The following is a 15,523-nucleotide window of genomic DNA, read 5'->3' as shown; positions in this document are numbered from 1 at the left end:
TTTTCTCCGTTTTATTTTGTGGCTTTTCTGAATTCTGTTGTAAACGATGGGTCATATAATTTGGAGCGGTCATAATGAGCTGCATTTACCGCATCCCCAATGATCATCAGCGCTGTTTTTGTAATATTGTTATCCGCTGCTGTTTTTGCCAGAGTTCCTACCGTACAGATAAATTTCTTTTCGTCCGGCCAGGTTGCCTTGTATACAATAGCTGCCGGAGTATCTTCTCTGTAGCCGCCCTCGATCAGTCTTCTTGAAAGCTCTTCCAGCATACCTGTACTTAAAAAAATCACCATAGATGCCTGATGTGCCGCAAAGGACTGAATACTCTCTTTGGACGGAACCGGCGTTCTGCCTTCCATTCTTGTAATGATCACACTCTGAGAAATATCCGGAAGTGTATATTCCAGATTCAGAGCGCTGGCCGCTCCACAGAAGGAGCTGACACCCGGACAGGAATCATAGGCGATTCCTTTTTCATCCAGAATATCCATCTGCTCCCGGATCGCTCCGTAAATGCAGGGATCTCCTGTATGAAGACGAACCGTTGTCTTTCCTTCTTTTTCCGCCTTTTCCATAACAGAAATTACTTCTTCCAGCGTCATTTTTGCGCTGTTGTAAATCGTACATACATCTTTACTGTATTCCAGAAGCTGGGGATTTACCAGAGATCCTGCATAAATGATCACGTCAGCCTCCTCCAGATACTGTTTTCCTCTTACTGTAATAAGGTCCGGTGCTCCCGGTCCTGCTCCTACAAAATGTATCATCTGTTTTCTCCTTTGGATATTTTTTTAATTAATTCTGCCGCATGTTCTGTCTGCCCCAGATATCCGTATTCACTGGAAAAAATCACAGCACCCAGAAGGATCTGGTCATAGGAACGGTGATCCAGATAAAACTGGATACGATCCGTGATCTCTTTCATGGTTTCTTTCAGAATCCCATACCTGTCCAGAACAGCAAGCGCCTCGTCTGTGGTATTGCAGTTCAGAATCTCTTTTGCGCAGTCAAGGTCAGCCCCCGCGCGGATGGCCCCTGCTGAAAGAACTTCCATTCTCCCGTCCGCACTGTGAGAATGAGTGTTCATAATCCCTGCTGCAACCTTTACAAACTTGCCGATATGGGAAATAAAAAGAATCCCCTTAACTCCCATATCCACAGCCATATCAATGGTTTCCCCTACATAATTGCTGCATTTAATATTTTTCTCAAAAGGAAGCGTCATATGCTCCCTTAAAAAATCCGCACCGTAATTTCCGGGAGTTGCAAGAATATACTCTTCGCCCATTGCTGCGTGTTGGCTCATTTCTATCCGGATGCTGTCGATCAGCGCCTTCTCACTCATAGGTTCCACAATTCCTGTAGTTCCCAGAATAGAAATACCGCCCTTGATCCCAAGTCTGGGATTAAAAGTTTTACCGGCAATTTTCTCTCCCTCAGGTACGGAGATTGTAATTTTCAGTCTGCCTTCATAATCAAATCTGTCTGCGGCCTCCTGCGCAGATCTGAGGATCATGGCTTTTGGAACCGGATTGATCGCAGCCTCGCCTACCGCCTGTTTCAGTCCTGGTTTTGTCACTCTGCCAACACCGATTCCTCCATCAATAACAATCCGGGGTTCCATGGCTTCACCGGAGAGTTTTTCCACTGTGGCATATATCAGAATCCCGTTTGTGGTATCCGGATCATCTCCGGCATCCTTTCGCACAGCGCAGGTAACTGCGTTTTCTTCTTTCTGAATATCAAGAAGCTCCAGATTCAGAAGAATTCCCTTGGGTGTCATAAGGCTGATCTCATGGAGCATTTTCCCTCCAAGGAGGATTTCTGCCGCACCTTTTGCTGCTGCCGCCGCGCAGGAACCCGTGGTATAGCCAAAGCGGAGTTTTTTATTATTTTTTGTGATATAATAATCTTCCAGACCGGTTTTATGAGCCATAAATTCCCTCCTTATTAACGCCTTTTATTATATTATTTTGCGTGTAAAAAGTCAATTTTTCTAGCAGATGTATTGAGATTTCACAAAAAGGATATACCCCCTGCTTCTGGGAATATATCCTCAATAACTGTTGTTTTTTATGGACGGGATTTATTACTACAGCAAAAGGACATTCAGAACCTCTTTGCTCTTTTTTTGCGCATAGTCACACAGGAATTTGTATAGTATAATGTAGAAAAGCTCCACAGTAATACAACTACAATCACTGCCAGAATGCCTGTATCATACAGAAGATTAGCCAGCATGGTGATCACCAGGAGCAGCGGCATAAGCCTTGCCAACATCATATAAGTATGATAGCTGCTCTGATAGATTACTTCTTTTTCCGCCTCATCGCAGCGCTTCAGCCATTCTTTATGGAATCCCATGGATGAGGGATCCGCATCTGCAAATTCCGGTCGGGAATCCTGAATTACTTTTACATAACGCATCTGCCAGATTCCTTCATAAACAAAGCACACAAGAAAAATAACCAGAGATATCATATAATAAAAACCTGTCTTATAAGAGCCTGACAGATATTCGCCGGAATATCCTGCTGAAATAATTAATATTGACAATCCCTGAGTAAGTGTGCTGATATTCATTCCCCAGGCTCCTGCCTTTTCTTCCTCATACTGCAAAAAATCATATTCCTCGTCTTCTGCACTTACAAGCTTCTCTGTGAGCTGCTTCATTTTTTTCAGAAAAAACTCTCCTCCAATGATTCCAACAGCGGTAATCAGGATCACCAGAAGAATCATGATTTTCTGTATTCCGGTCACTATCCCCCCAAAAAACTGTCCAATAGCTTCTGTCCGCATACCCAAAACAGCAAACATAGCTCCTCCGGCAGTGCCAACCAGCATCCACATCAGCATTTTTAAGGTATATTTTACTTTTGTGTTCCTCTTTCTTCTTGTCTTCATAATTCATCCTCCTCGTAACTGAAAATATCCTCTACTGTCACCTGGCATATTCGGGCCAGTTTAAGAGCAAGGGTTACAGAGGGAGAGTAATCCCCTCTCTCGATCAGACTTATTGTCTGCCTGGAAACTCCTGCCAGTTTCCCAAGCTCTGTCTGATTGATCCCCAAAGCTGTACGATGTTCTTTCAGATTATTATATAACGGCACATTATCATCTCCTGTCTGCTGTTTATGGTAAATCCTCCAGTTATTTCTATTTTCCGCGGAGTGGTTTGACAACTTTTCTTGTCATCCTCATGATACTATTGACAACTTTATTTGTCAATACAAAAATGACAACTTTTATTGTCAAAAAATCCCCCGAATCCACAATGAATCCAGGGGGACTTTTGTCTGAAGACAAGCTCCACAAATTATTTTTTCATGTTAATTAATACAGAATGATCGGATATCCGCTTTCAATTGTATTGTAGATCAACGCAGCCTGATCTGTAGGAAGGTTTACGCACCCGTGGCTTCCCGCCCCGGTTTTATACCTGTTGCCGCCGAAAGAAGACTGCCAGGGGGCATCATGAAGCCCCTGTCCGTAAACAAAAGGCATCCAGTAATTTACTTTTACATCATATCCATATACATCACTGGTCAGGTTAAAGGGACTTGCCTTATAAGGAATAGGCCAGGCTCCACGATATGTTTCCCGCTCCGGTGTAGGAGCTCCGCTGACAATATCTGTCTCTGTTACCAGAGTTCCGTCCTTATAAAGCCACAGGTGCTGATTATCCAGACTGACTTCTATGTAACTTCCTGCAAGATCATCCCTTCCGTTTCTCTGAAGTCCCCGGATGCTGTAAACCGGTTCTCTGGAAATAGCGGTTCCTGTTTTCAGGTCTTCCAGAAGCTGTTTCAGCTCTGCCTCCTGGTCAATGCGAAAACCATACTCATTTCCTGATACTGTAATGTCATTTCCGTAAGAAGTCCGGAAGGTACGGGGCACATAAATGGTATCGTAATCTGCTGCCAGCTGCTGTACCCAGGCTTTTGCCGCCTCCTCATCAATACTGATCTTTTCTCCTTCTATTCTGATCCAGGAACTGATCGTAGCGGAATCCAGAACCTCTGTTGCCGGGCCAAAGGTATAAGTAACTGTAGTGCTGCGATATTTTTTTAGCTGACCGTTCAGGGAATCCAGCTTTTTCTGCAGTTCATCTGACACTACTGTTTCCGGCTGAACATAAACAGAGGGTCCCATTTCTATTTTAATCTCACTGCCCAGAAGATCTTCCGGGAAAGTGGTATCAAGGACCTGATCTACATGGCTTATAAGACGACTTTCATCAATCTGATCTCCCTGCACGTCCTTTACCATAACAAATTGCTTTTGCTGTTCTTCGTAGACAATTGACGCGCTGACAGAAGCTGTCCTCTCTTTATTATTAAAATGAGAAGCAGAAAGCGCTGTTTTTTCCTTTTCCTGATCTTTCTGTATCTGATATCCGATACGGAAGTTCACAGGATGCGCTATAATCTGTCTTTCCGCATCTCTTTCCTGTTTAATGGCTGTCAGCTGAGCATTCAGAACATTTTCGTCCAGAGAATAACCCAGTTCCCTCATAGGTACGCGGTAAACCTCTTTTCCATCTTCATAAAAAGTCAGCTCTCTGTCGGCAAAAGCATCCATAATCTTTTTCTGTGCCTCATCTACAGTCAGTCCGGAAACCTCCTGCTGATAAATCCGGATTTCCCGGCCCAGAGTATTTTTGTCAACAATATATATGTATATAAAAAATCCTGCTGTAATGGCAACTGCCGCAGTCAGGCATATGGCAAGAATGATCTTAAGCGTTTTCCTGCTCATTCTGATTTTTTTGTCCATAATTCTGTTCCTCTACATCTTCTGTACTTAAAACTTATGATTTCTTCCCGGCATTCTATTCCCTCCAGAACAGAATCTCCTTTTTTATTGTATATAACAGGTAACAGCTGTCTGTAATCTCTGATTTTATCCTGTATATCTGAGTATTTTGCCTATATACAAAACCTGCCTTACAGAATAATGACCGGCAGACAGCAACTACACAGAACTTTACATTACCTGCAGACCGCTTCTGAGCCTTTCCAGTTTTTTACCCATAACAGGTTTCATCAGAGCAAACGCCTCATCTCCGGTGCAGTGTCCTGTATAAAAAACCGTCTCATACTCAGCCAGTTCTTTTGCCGTTTCCAGGATCAGGCGTTTTTCTTCCTCTGTATAAGGTGTTTTTTTCATCATGTGAAAACCGCTGATGACTCTGGTGGGCATTCCTCCATAAATTTCCCGGTATCTGCCCAGTATGTTTAAAATACCGTTATGAGCGCAGCCCGAGATCAGAACCTGCTCCTTTCCCTCTTTTATGACCAGGCACTGTTCGTGATCAAAGGTATCCTGCCGCTCTTTTCCATTGCTTTTCCGGGTAAGGACCAAATTGCTCTGCGGAAAACACCGTCTTCCTGTAATGTTAGAAAAAAGAGAAAGCTCCCCGTCCAGAACTTTATCTCCCCGGAGCATCTCTACCTGAGGCAGATCAGGAATCTGTCTGTCAATACCAATATATCTTTCTCCATGATAAAAATCTCCTGCTGCTTTTTGCTGCATATAAATCCTTGCATGATGGTTCTTTTCTGTAAATGTAAGAATCCCGCCTGAATGATCATAATGACCATGACTTAAAACTACCGTATCAACGGAGCTGAGATCTACTCCCAGCTTTTCTGCATTTTCCGCAAAGGCTCCGGTAGCTCCGGTATCTGCCAGAATTTTATGTTTCTCTGTTTCTATATAAAAAGACAGCCCATGTTCAGAAGCACAACTTTCTTCTCCCTGTGTATTCTCTATAAGCGTTATGATCTTCACAAATTCTCCTCCTTGTTTTTTTATCATTATACACTATTTTTTTAAAAGAAAACAGACAGACCACTGCAAAAATGATCTGTCTGCGTTTTATATGCTGCTGTTTTTCAATTAAAGCCATGAATTCATGCTTTTTTCTTTTTCTCATAATCCTTCAGCGCATCAATGGCTTTTTTGGACATTGGGAACAAAATAAAAATATTAAACAAGGTCATAAGACCTACGCCCACATCTCCAAGGTCCCACACTACGGTATAGGCAGCCATACCTCCCACAAACAGCATTGCCAGAGCAACGATCTTGTACGCTGTCTGAGAGAACCAGTTGTCCCCAAAAAGATACGCAACGTTTGATCTTGCATAAAACAGGATTCCCACAAAAGTGGAAAAACTGAACAGCCATAAGGTAATGGCGATAAATACTACTCCGAAAGTACCAAGATGGTAACGCATTGCCTCCTGAAGAAGATCCATTCCAGTAAGCCCCTGTGTGAGAGTTTCCGGTGTCAGAAGCATGATCATTGCCGTACAGCTGCAGATCAGGATGGTATCAATAAACACTCCAAGAGCCTGTCCTAGACCTACCTTTGCCGGATGATCTGTCTCTGCTGTGGCAGCCGCACAGGGAGCGGAACCGGATCCCGCCTCATTGGAAAACAGTCCTCTTTTTACACCATTCATAAGAACCGCGCCAAATCCGCCTGCCACAACCTGTCGGAATCCAAAAGCCTCCTGGAAGATCCTGCCAATTACAGACGGGATCATACGGAAATTGATCACGATCAGAAGAACTGTGATCAGAAGATAACATCCTGCCATAATGGGAACCATAACGTCCAGAACCTTTACTGTAGCGTTTTTGCGGAGAACGATCACTGCTGCCAGAACCACCAGGGCAATGGTACTGTATAAAGGTGGAATATGAAAAGCATTCTCAAAGGCAGAAGATACAGAGTTACTGATCACCTGACTGATTCCGCACCAGCAGATCAGTCCGGAAACGGCAAACAGAACAGAAAGAACGCAGTATCTTCTGATCTTCCCTCCCCTTTTTTCCTGGAGATATTTATGTATATAATATGCCGGACCTCCCCGGTATCCTCCGTACAGAGGATCCTTTTCTTTATAAAGCTGCGCCAGTGTTCCTTCGATAAATGCAGTCGAGGATCCGATCAGAGCGGTTACCCACATCCAGAACACTGCTCCTGCTCCTCCTGCAGAAATGGCAGCCACTACTCCAACCAGGTTTCCCATTCCAACCCGTGTAGCAGTAGAAACGATCAGTGACTGCATAACTGACAGGGAACCTTTTTCCTTTGTTTTTTTGCCTGTAACCGCTTTTACCATATCCGGAAACAGACGTAGTGGAAGAAATCTTGTGCGTACTGTAAAATAAATCCCGGCCGGGATCAGAATGATCACCAGAAGAGAAAGCGGAAGCGTTCCTCCTCCGGGCAGAGGCAGTACGATCAGATCACCCCACAAAAAATTATAAACACTCTCAATTAATTTAACAATCCAATCTCCCATGAGCCCTCCATTTTGTTGAATAATAATATCATTTAGTATATAATAAAATCTATAATTTGAAAAATTGATAGTTTTAATAAAAAGCATTTAAAATTTTGATACTTATACAGGAGGGTTTTATGGAAATCAGAAATCTTGAAAGTTTTATTCAGGTAGCAGAGCTTGGCAGCTTTACAAAAGCAGCAGAAAACCTGGGTTACACCCAGTCCTCTGTATCCACCCAGATACGCCAGCTGGAAAATGAGCTTGGCATCCCTTTATTTGAACGGATCAATCACAGAGTCAGGCTGACAGAAAAAGGAAAAGAGATCCTGAATCTTACCCATGAACTTTTTCGCACAGCAGAAGCCATAAAAAAAACAGCTGACAATCCCCTTACCCTTTCGGGTCACATTCGGATCGCCACTGCTCCTTCTTTATGTCACTGGCTGTTCCAGAATAATTTTGAACAATTCCACCGACATTTTCCTGACATCTCCCTGGAAATCATCAGCACCAGTACAGATGAAATGTTCCGGCTTTTAAGCCGGAATGAAATTGATCTGATCTATACTCTGGATTACCATATATATGACAGAAACTATATGATCGCTTATGAAGCGCCTGTTTCCTGCCACTTTTTCTGTTCCTCTTCTCATCCTCTGGCATCTCAGGAATCTGTTTCTGTAAAAGAGCTGATCAGCGAACCTTTTATCCTCACAGAAAGGAATACCAGCTACCAGAAGCTTCTGGATCAGCACCTTACCAGCCTTTCCCTGGAGATCACACCCTTTCTGGAGCTCAGTGATACAAGCCTGATCACACAGATGCTGCAAAAAGGAAGAGAAATTTCTTTTTTGCCGGATTATGTGGCAGAAACAGCTGTTCAGGAAAAAAAACTCGCCCGTATTCCCGTACCGGATCTGAATATCGAAATCTGGAAACAGATCCTTTACCACAAAAACAAGTGGATCTCGCCGGAAATACAGGCGGTTATTGATTATATGGGAAAGGAGGTCTTTCAGTAAGACTTATCCGATCTCATACCATTTGATTTCATTTGCTTCCATGTGAAGATCAAAGCTGCTGCCATCTCCACGGAAAACTGTTGTATCCTGAGGCTCATAAGTGTTGTTTACCACACAGTATTTTCCATTTTTCACATACGCATGAACCTCCACGTTATAGTTGGTGGAGTACCAGCAGTTCAGCTCTTCCTCTGCAGATGCAGACCAGAGCACTGCACGGTAAAGTACACGGCTGTTCTCAAAGCTGTACGGCAGACCGCTGATATAAACGCCACGGCCTTTTCCAAAGGTATTTACTGCCATCTGTACTTCTTTGTCCTTCTGGATCAGGATCTCTGTATCCGGAAGCGCAAAGATGTTCTTCTTGCCCTCGCCAAAATCCACTTCTCCATCACAGTCTTTCAGGATAAAGTGATCTCTGTGCTCGTCCCAGTTGTACTTGTCTGTATTTAAGTTAAAGCCTCTCTCTTCTTCCACACCGAGAATATCGTCAAGCTGGAAGAATTTGCCCTGCCACTGATGAGCGCCCGGCTCTCCTACACCGATAAAGCCGCCGCCGTTATAAACAAACTCGCGGACTGCAGTGCTTACTGTCTCATCAATCCAGTATTCTCCGCCGCTCTGCGCGGTATCTGCATCACCGACATTGATCACAACGTCAAAATTCTTAAGAAGCGCCGGATCTGCCTTGATGTCCTCGAAGCTGATAAAAGAAACGTCAAAAGGAGCGCCGCTTAATGCCTCAATGATTCCGAAATAGGAGTAATTCTGTTTGTAGTAAAGACCATGATGAACCATATGATTGCCCCATGCACGCATTTTACCCCAACAGTTTAAGACAGCCACTTTCTTTACGCAGTACGGAGTAACTCCCTGGATATTATCGTAAAGAGTACGGAACTCCTGGCAAACTTCTTTAATATAATCCACAAAATCCGAGAACTGGATAGCAAGCTTCAGATATCCGCCATAGCCGATTCTCTGGATCGGACTTCTCAAAATGGCTCTTCTTGCAGTTACCCAGTTTACTTTTGCTTCTTTTACCGGATCTCCGCCTTCGTGGAAAGTATCCGGGAAGAAATACGGAAGGAAACGTCCCTCTGTATATTTTACATGCTTGATATCACTGAAAAGGCGAAGTGTTGCACCGTTTCCAACGCTTCCAACTACTGCGTCAAGTCCGATCTGAGCAAATTCGTCCATAAACGGCTCCATACCGATCCAGTGATCGCCCATGAACATCATGGCTTCCTTGCCATACTCATGAACGATATCTACCATCTCTTTTGCAAGAAGGGCAACCTCTCTGCGCTGGAATGCCTGGAAATCACGGAATTCCCTGGAAGGAATGCGATATGTATTGTTCATATATCCCTGATCGATAATGTATTCCGGACGGAAAGGATAACCTACTTCCTTTTCAAACTGTTCCAGAATATAAGGGCTTACCGATGCAGAATATCCGTACCAGTCCACATATTTTTCTCTTGCCATCTCGTCAAAGATCAGCGTAAACTGGTGGAAAAATGTTGTAAAACGTACTACATCCACATACTCATGGGTTTCCAGGAAACGACGGAGACGTTTCATAGAATACTCTCTTGTGGCAGGCTGGCGCACGTCAAAAGTCATCTGCGGCTCCACATCCTTCCAGTCATTAACAACTGCATTGTACATATGGACCGGATCCCACATAATATACGCAAGAAAGCTTACAGTATACTGATGAAAAGGCACTGCCTGGATCTTTACATTTCCGGTTTCTTCATCATAAGCCCACTTTTCACAGGGAACCGGCTGGCCTGTAGTACGATCCATAACCTCCCACCATTTGCGGATATCATCTCTTGTATTTACTGCAAGCATATCCGGGTAAAGATGATCCATCAGATGAATTTCCAGAGATTCCTCCACTGCTGTGTGGATGGATGTCATAATATACATCTGCTGGATTTCTTCCGGATGAGCTTTTGCCCAGTCGTTATCCTTACGTGTTGTGTAATAGGTTGCATAGATCTTGGATCCTGTATCCTTCAGTTCCTGTGGAAACTCTGTTCCGTCACAGTCACGGATGGCGTCTGCTCCCCACTCTTTCATAATATCAAGTGTTTCTTTGATCACGTCCAGATCTGTAGGAATCGTGACTCTTCCTCTTTTTTCTGCCATGTTCATACCTCCATAAAATTTGTGTAAAAAACTCCCGGTACATGCGCTTAGTTTTTTCATTATGATTATAGAATAATAATTCCTGCACATGAATTCAATTCTCTTTTTGCTTTGTTTTTTAGAAATCTTGCTGTAAGAATTTTTTTATGATATGATAACAGAAATTACGGAAAGGAGTTCTTATGAGCAATCAGTCTCTTCACTTTTCACCTGAAACAGAAACTTCCATGAACGCTGTACTTATTTCAGCCTCAGCCTCACGCTATGAGGGAGACTGGTCCAGCATTCCCCATTCCCACACCTTTACAGAGCTTTTTTATGTGCGGGAGGGCAAAGGCAGCTTTCTGATTGAAAACCAGGTTTTTCCCATTGAAAAAGACGATCTTATTATCGTCAATCCCCATTTGAGCCATACGGAAATTTCCAACGGAATCTCTCCTTTAAGTTATTTTACTGTGGGAGTAGACGGAATTTCCTTTTCTTTTAATGACCACCGGGATTTTCAGATCTTTAACTGCAGAAAAAAACAGGCGGATCTTCTTTTTTATTTTAATGCGATTTTTCAGGAGCTGGACAAAAAGGCAGAGGGATACGAAAGCATCTGTATGCACCTTCTGGAAATACTCACCCTGCAGCTGAAACGGCTTACTGACTCTGCCTTTGAAGTCATTCCTTCCCAGCACCCCAGCAGAGCCTGCGCTGCTGTAAAACGGTATCTGGATTCTAGCTACAGCGAGTCCATTACTCTGGATGATCTTGCTGTTTTCAGCCATCTGAACAAATATTATCTGAGCCATGAATTTACAAAATACTATGGAATTTCTCCTATCAGCTACCTGAACCGGAAACGGATCGAGGTATGCAAAGAGCTTCTTGAAAATTCTGATTATGGAATCTCAGATATTGCCCACCAGGCCGGCTTTTCCTCTCAGAGTTATCTGTCCCAGAGCTTTCGAAAATACTGCGGTATGTCTGCCGGAGCCTACCGGAAACTTATAAAACAAAGCAAAAAACAGATTACTTCTGACTCAAACGCTCAATCTACAGAAAAGGAAGAAGGAACTTCTCTATGAATCGAACAGTTACCTACCACATAACAGAAGCGGATGCCAATATGCAGATTCTGAATTTTCTGCGTTCAAAAGGTTTTTCCAGACATATCCTTTCTTCCATGAAAGCAGAAAAAAACGCCATTTCTCTCAATGGCGAAAAAGCAGGCGGACGTACCTTATTAAAAAATCAGGATGTTCTGAAAATCCTGGTTCCGGAAACAGGCTCCACAGAACATATTATTCCGGTTCCCATGAACCTTTCTGTTTTATATGAAGATGAAGATATTCTTGCCGTAGATAAACCTGCAGGAATGCCGGTGCATCCTTCCATGGGAAACTACGAAAACACCCTGGCGAACGGCTCTGCTTTTTATTTTGAAAGCAAAAATCTGTTTTGCCCCTTCCGCTGTATCAACCGCCTTGACAGGGATACCTCCGGAGCTTTGCTCCTGGCCAAAAATCCTTTAAGCGCCGCTATCCTCTCTACTCAGATGAAACACCGGAAAATCCGCCGCACTTATCTGGCAGTAGTAAAAGGAATCACCCCGGAAAAAGGAAAAATCTCCGCACCCATTGCAAGGCTTGGAGATTCTGTAATTCAACGATGTGTAGATTTTGACAGAGGCGAATCCGCAGTTACCTTTTATGAAAGGCTGGATACCAGAAACGATCACTCTCTTCTGGAACTTCATCTGGAAACCGGGCGCACCCATCAGATCCGCGTACATATGGGATATCTGGGCTACCCGCTTCCTGCAGACTATCTGTACTGCCCGGATTACAGCCGGTTCAGCCGCCAGCCTCTTCATTCTGTACAGATAGAATTTTCTCATCCCATAACTGGCAGACAGATGTGCCTGACAGCGCCTGTCCCTCAGGACATGGCTCAGGAATTTTTATGATCTGTTTTTTTCGTAGATCACAAGCAGCCCTTTTAGAAGAAGATCCGCATCCAAGATCATTTCTCTTTTACAATGAGGAATGATCTTTTTTGACATTCCTCCTGTAGCGATCACCGTTACATCCTGTCCCAGATACTCTTCGATCCTGTCTACAATACCGTCCACTGCCGCAGCATTTCCATAAAGGATTCCGCTCTTCATACAGTCTACTGTATTTCTTCCGATCAGTCGTTTTGGCTCTTCTATGCTGATGCCACTTAACTGAGATGCCCTTGCAGTAAGGGCATCCAGTGAAATTCTCACTCCGGGAAGGATCATTCCTCCCATGAACCGTTTCTTTTCATCTACCACAGAAACCGTTGTTGCGGTTCCCATATCCACGATCACCAGCGGCACCGGATAAAAGGTCATGGCCGCCACTGCGTCAGCCACCCGGTCAGCTCCCATTTCGCTAGGATTGTCAAGCATAATGTTAAGGCCTGTCTTAAGTCCCGGACCAACCACCATCACATCTTTTTTAAGAATCTTTTCTGCGGCAAGCTTTGCCACGTTTGTGATCTGAGGGACAACAGAAGAAATAATACATCCTTCAATTTCCTGTCCTTTAATGTGGTAAATGTCAAGAACTGTTTTCAGATCAATGGCATATTCCAGTTCTGTTTTTGTACGGACAGTAGAAAGACGTTCCACAAAATAAGTTTTTTCTCTGTCTATACATCCGACTACAATATTTGTATTTCCAATATCAATTGCTAAAATCATCTCTGTTCATTCCTTTATCAGCTGCTCTATTTCACTGCAATCTGAGATGCCGGAATCAGCCTTGCTCTGGAAAGCGCACTTCCCACCGCTCCGGTGATCACAGTAGATGCTGCCATTTCGCAGACTGCATTAATACCCACAAAAGCACAGCAGAACAGGATTACATTCTGTCCTCCTATCAGTTCCCTGATATATTCCGTGTTTCCAAACATACCTACAAGCGCTGTCATAAAAAATACTGTGTTTAAAAATGCCGAGAAGAAACCGGTCACTGCGCAGGAAACATAAATATTGGTTTTTTTCCGTACTGCTCTGAAAATATATCCCACGCAAACTCCCATAAGAAGTCTTGGGATAAACCTCTGCAGAAAAGCAAGAACAGGGCTGATACCAAACAAAACGGCGCCCATGGCGCTGGTTCCTCCAATTCCAATACACTGTCCAAAACTGGTCAGTCCGAAAATGGCTCCTGTTACTGCGCCGCCTACGGGACCAAGTACTACTGCACTGACCGCTACCGGAATCACATTAAAAGAAATGGCCAGCGGACCAATGTTCAGATACCCCAAAGGAGTATATGCCATAAGCAGAAGAATACCTGACATTAATCCCAGTACAGTAAGCTGTGATGTTGTGAATTTGTTTTTTGTTTTCATTTTTTCCTCCTTGTTATCGTTCCCTCTTACAGGGATACAATACGGTGCGGAACTGCGGGCGGTAAATGTATTTGCCCGCCTCCTGATAAACGGGTTACACTTCCCTTTCTTTTAAGACAGAAAGGATTTTATCCAGAATGGCATTGGCTGCATCCTCCTTGCTCATCAGCTGAAGTGATACGTCCTCATTCTGTGTAATCAGGGTCAGAATATTAGTATCCCCCTGGAACCCGGCGCCTGCCTGTTTCAGATTATTGGCTGCCACCATGTCCAGATGCTTTTTCTCAAGCTTGACCCTGGAATTACCGATCATATTCTGTGTTTCCATGGAAAATCCGCATAAAAACTGTCCCGGACGTCTGTGCTCTCCCAGATACTTCAGGATATCGTCCGTCCTTTCCAGCTCAATGCTCATTTCTCCATCCTGTTTTTTTACCTTTTCATCAGCCACATGCAGCGGACGGTAATCTGCCACTGCCGCAGCTTTGATAATAATATCCTGTTCCTCACTTACTGATGTGACTGCCTCAAACATATCCCTCGCAGTGACAACAGGAATCATTTTTACAAACGGGGGAGGCGCAATCGCGCAGGGACCGCTTACAAGTGTGACCTCTGCTCCTCTGAGCATGGCAGCTCTGGCAAGAGCGTATCCCATTTTTCCAGAGGAATGATTGGTAATATAGCGGACCGGATCAATGGCCTCCTGAGTGGGCCCTGCAGTTACAAGGACTTTTTTACCCTTTAAGTCCTTCTCCCGGGCAATTTCTTTCAATATATACTGTAAGAGAATTTCCGGCTCCGGCATTTTTCCGGCTCCGGTGTCTCCGCATGCCAGATATCCCACCGCCGGATCGATCACTTCATAATCGTAATGGCGGAGAATCTTCAGATTATCCTGGAGAATGGGATTCTCGTACATATTTGTATTCATGGCAGGAGAAATGTATTTTTTACACTTACATGCCATGACCGTGGTAGTCAGCATATCGTCTGCGATCCCGTGAGCAAGCTTTCCGATCACATTGGCGCTTGCAGGAGCGATCATCACCACATCTGCCTGTTTTGCAATGGACACATGTTCTACCTGGAACTGAAAATTCCGGTCAAAAGTATCTACCAGACATTTGTTTCCTGTAAGAGATTCAAATGTAATGGGATTGATAAAATTCGTGGCATTCTCTGTCATTAATACATGAACCTGCGCATGAAGCTTCTTTAACGCGCTGGCAAGATAAGCGATCTTATATGCTGCAATACTTCCTGTTACACCCAGAAGTACTGTTTTTCCCTTTAACATTTCGATTCCCTCCCTTTAATGGTCTGAACAGACCGAAGCTTTTTACCTGTTTTTTTATTTTACCAATCCCGTCTCTTAATTGCAATGGCTTTTTCCCGTGTTCATATTTTTATACACCATTGATTACAAAATTATCCTGTATTTTCCGTGATCTTTACATATAAATGTCAAACACCCTATGGAATTGAACGGCTTACATCTGTTCTTTTATGTAAAATAGGCACCTCATAATTGACCTTATGTATGTTTTTTCTTATAATAATAAACAAAGAACTATAAATAAGCAGATGCCAAATTTCACACAACGGAAAACCGGATACAAAAGATTATCCTACTTATATGTCCATGAAACAGAA

14 protein-coding genes are annotated in these 15,523 nt (G+C 43.6%); 3 read left to right on the top strand and 11 right to left on the bottom strand.

Annotated features, from left to right (window positions below; translation table 11 throughout):
- Window positions 1-11 precede the first annotated feature (11 nt).
- The 7 genes from cobM to LU279_RS07930 form a co-directional block, all read right to left on the bottom strand.
- Window positions 12-770 carry a precorrin-4 C(11)-methyltransferase gene (cobM, locus tag LU279_RS07960; protein WP_274422041.1) on the bottom strand — a complete coding sequence of 253 codons (759 nt, stop codon included), beginning with the start codon at window positions 768-770 and terminating at the stop codon, window positions 12-14.
- Window positions 767-1,939: a cobalt-precorrin-5B (C(1))-methyltransferase CbiD gene (gene cbiD / locus LU279_RS07955; RefSeq protein ID WP_274422040.1), complete on the bottom strand. Its 1,173-nt coding sequence runs from the start codon at window positions 1,937-1,939 to the stop codon at window positions 767-769. The genes cobM and cbiD overlap by 4 nt, the downstream gene beginning before the upstream one ends.
- A gap of 173 nt (window positions 1,940-2,112) precedes the next feature.
- The gene (locus LU279_RS07950) at window positions 2,113-2,907 is read right to left on the bottom strand and encodes a DUF3169 family protein (RefSeq protein WP_274422039.1); all 795 of its coding nucleotides are present in this window, start codon (window positions 2,905-2,907) and stop codon (window positions 2,113-2,115) included.
- Complete coding sequence (locus LU279_RS07945) at window positions 2,904-3,113, bottom strand: helix-turn-helix transcriptional regulator (protein WP_274422038.1); 210 nt, start codon at window positions 3,111-3,113, stop codon at window positions 2,904-2,906. The genes LU279_RS07950 and LU279_RS07945 overlap by 4 nt, the downstream gene beginning before the upstream one ends.
- A 223-nt stretch (window positions 3,114-3,336) precedes the next feature.
- Window positions 3,337-4,779: a L,D-transpeptidase family protein gene (locus LU279_RS07940; RefSeq protein ID WP_274422037.1), complete on the bottom strand. Its 1,443-nt coding sequence runs from the start codon at window positions 4,777-4,779 to the stop codon at window positions 3,337-3,339.
- 210 nt (window positions 4,780-4,989) lie between these two features.
- On the bottom strand, window positions 4,990-5,796 hold the full coding sequence (locus tag LU279_RS07935) for an MBL fold metallo-hydrolase (protein WP_274422036.1): 807 nt from the start codon (window positions 5,794-5,796) through the stop codon (window positions 4,990-4,992).
- Window positions 5,797-5,918: 122 nt separating this feature from the next.
- Window positions 5,919-7,322, bottom strand: a complete 1,404-nt coding sequence (locus tag LU279_RS07930; protein ID WP_274422035.1) for an alanine/glycine:cation symporter family protein — start codon at window positions 7,320-7,322, stop codon at window positions 5,919-5,921.
- Between the two features lie 119 nt (window positions 7,323-7,441).
- On the opposite strand from LU279_RS07930, the gene LU279_RS07925 reads away from it, so the two are divergent.
- The gene (locus LU279_RS07925) at window positions 7,442-8,329 is read left to right on the top strand and encodes a LysR family transcriptional regulator (protein WP_274422034.1); all 888 of its coding nucleotides are present in this window, start codon (window positions 7,442-7,444) and stop codon (window positions 8,327-8,329) included.
- 3 nt (window positions 8,330-8,332) lie between these two features.
- Here LU279_RS07925 and gnpA read toward each other — a convergent pair whose 3' ends face one another.
- Window positions 8,333-10,495, bottom strand: a complete 2,163-nt coding sequence (gene gnpA / locus LU279_RS07920) for a 1,3-beta-galactosyl-N-acetylhexosamine phosphorylase (RefSeq protein ID WP_274422033.1) — start codon at window positions 10,493-10,495, stop codon at window positions 8,333-8,335.
- A gap of 182 nt (window positions 10,496-10,677) precedes the next feature.
- On the opposite strand from gnpA, the gene LU279_RS07915 reads away from it, so the two are divergent.
- Together LU279_RS07915 and LU279_RS07910 are read left to right on the top strand one after the other, a co-directional pair.
- Entirely contained in the window at window positions 10,678-11,568 is an 891-nt protein-coding gene (locus LU279_RS07915) for a helix-turn-helix transcriptional regulator (protein WP_274422032.1), read from the top strand.
- The gene (locus LU279_RS07910; RefSeq protein ID WP_274422031.1) at window positions 11,565-12,449 is read left to right on the top strand and encodes an RluA family pseudouridine synthase; all 885 of its coding nucleotides are present in this window, start codon (window positions 11,565-11,567) and stop codon (window positions 12,447-12,449) included. The genes LU279_RS07915 and LU279_RS07910 overlap by 4 nt, the downstream gene beginning before the upstream one ends.
- Here LU279_RS07910 and LU279_RS07905 read toward each other — a convergent pair.
- The 3 genes from LU279_RS07905 to coaBC form a co-directional block, all read right to left on the bottom strand.
- The gene (locus LU279_RS07905; RefSeq protein WP_173752473.1) at window positions 12,444-13,211 is read right to left on the bottom strand and encodes a type III pantothenate kinase; all 768 of its coding nucleotides are present in this window, start codon (window positions 13,209-13,211) and stop codon (window positions 12,444-12,446) included. The genes LU279_RS07910 and LU279_RS07905 overlap by 6 nt on opposite strands.
- A 26-nt stretch (window positions 13,212-13,237) precedes the next feature.
- On the bottom strand, window positions 13,238-13,867 hold the full coding sequence (locus LU279_RS07900) for an ECF transporter S component (RefSeq protein WP_173752472.1): 630 nt from the start codon (window positions 13,865-13,867) through the stop codon (window positions 13,238-13,240).
- 94 nt (window positions 13,868-13,961) lie between these two features.
- A complete protein-coding gene (coaBC, locus tag LU279_RS07895; protein ID WP_274422030.1) occupies window positions 13,962-15,167 on the bottom strand; it encodes a bifunctional phosphopantothenoylcysteine decarboxylase/phosphopantothenate--cysteine ligase CoaBC in 1,206 nt (401 codons plus the stop codon).
- Window positions 15,168-15,523 lie beyond the last annotated feature (356 nt).

This window comes from Blautia sp. XA-2221 (assembly GCF_028767025.1).
Classification (GTDB): domain Bacteria; phylum Bacillota; class Clostridia; order Lachnospirales; family Lachnospiraceae; genus Blautia_A.
This window is presented reverse-complemented; position numbering and strand designations above follow the sequence as displayed.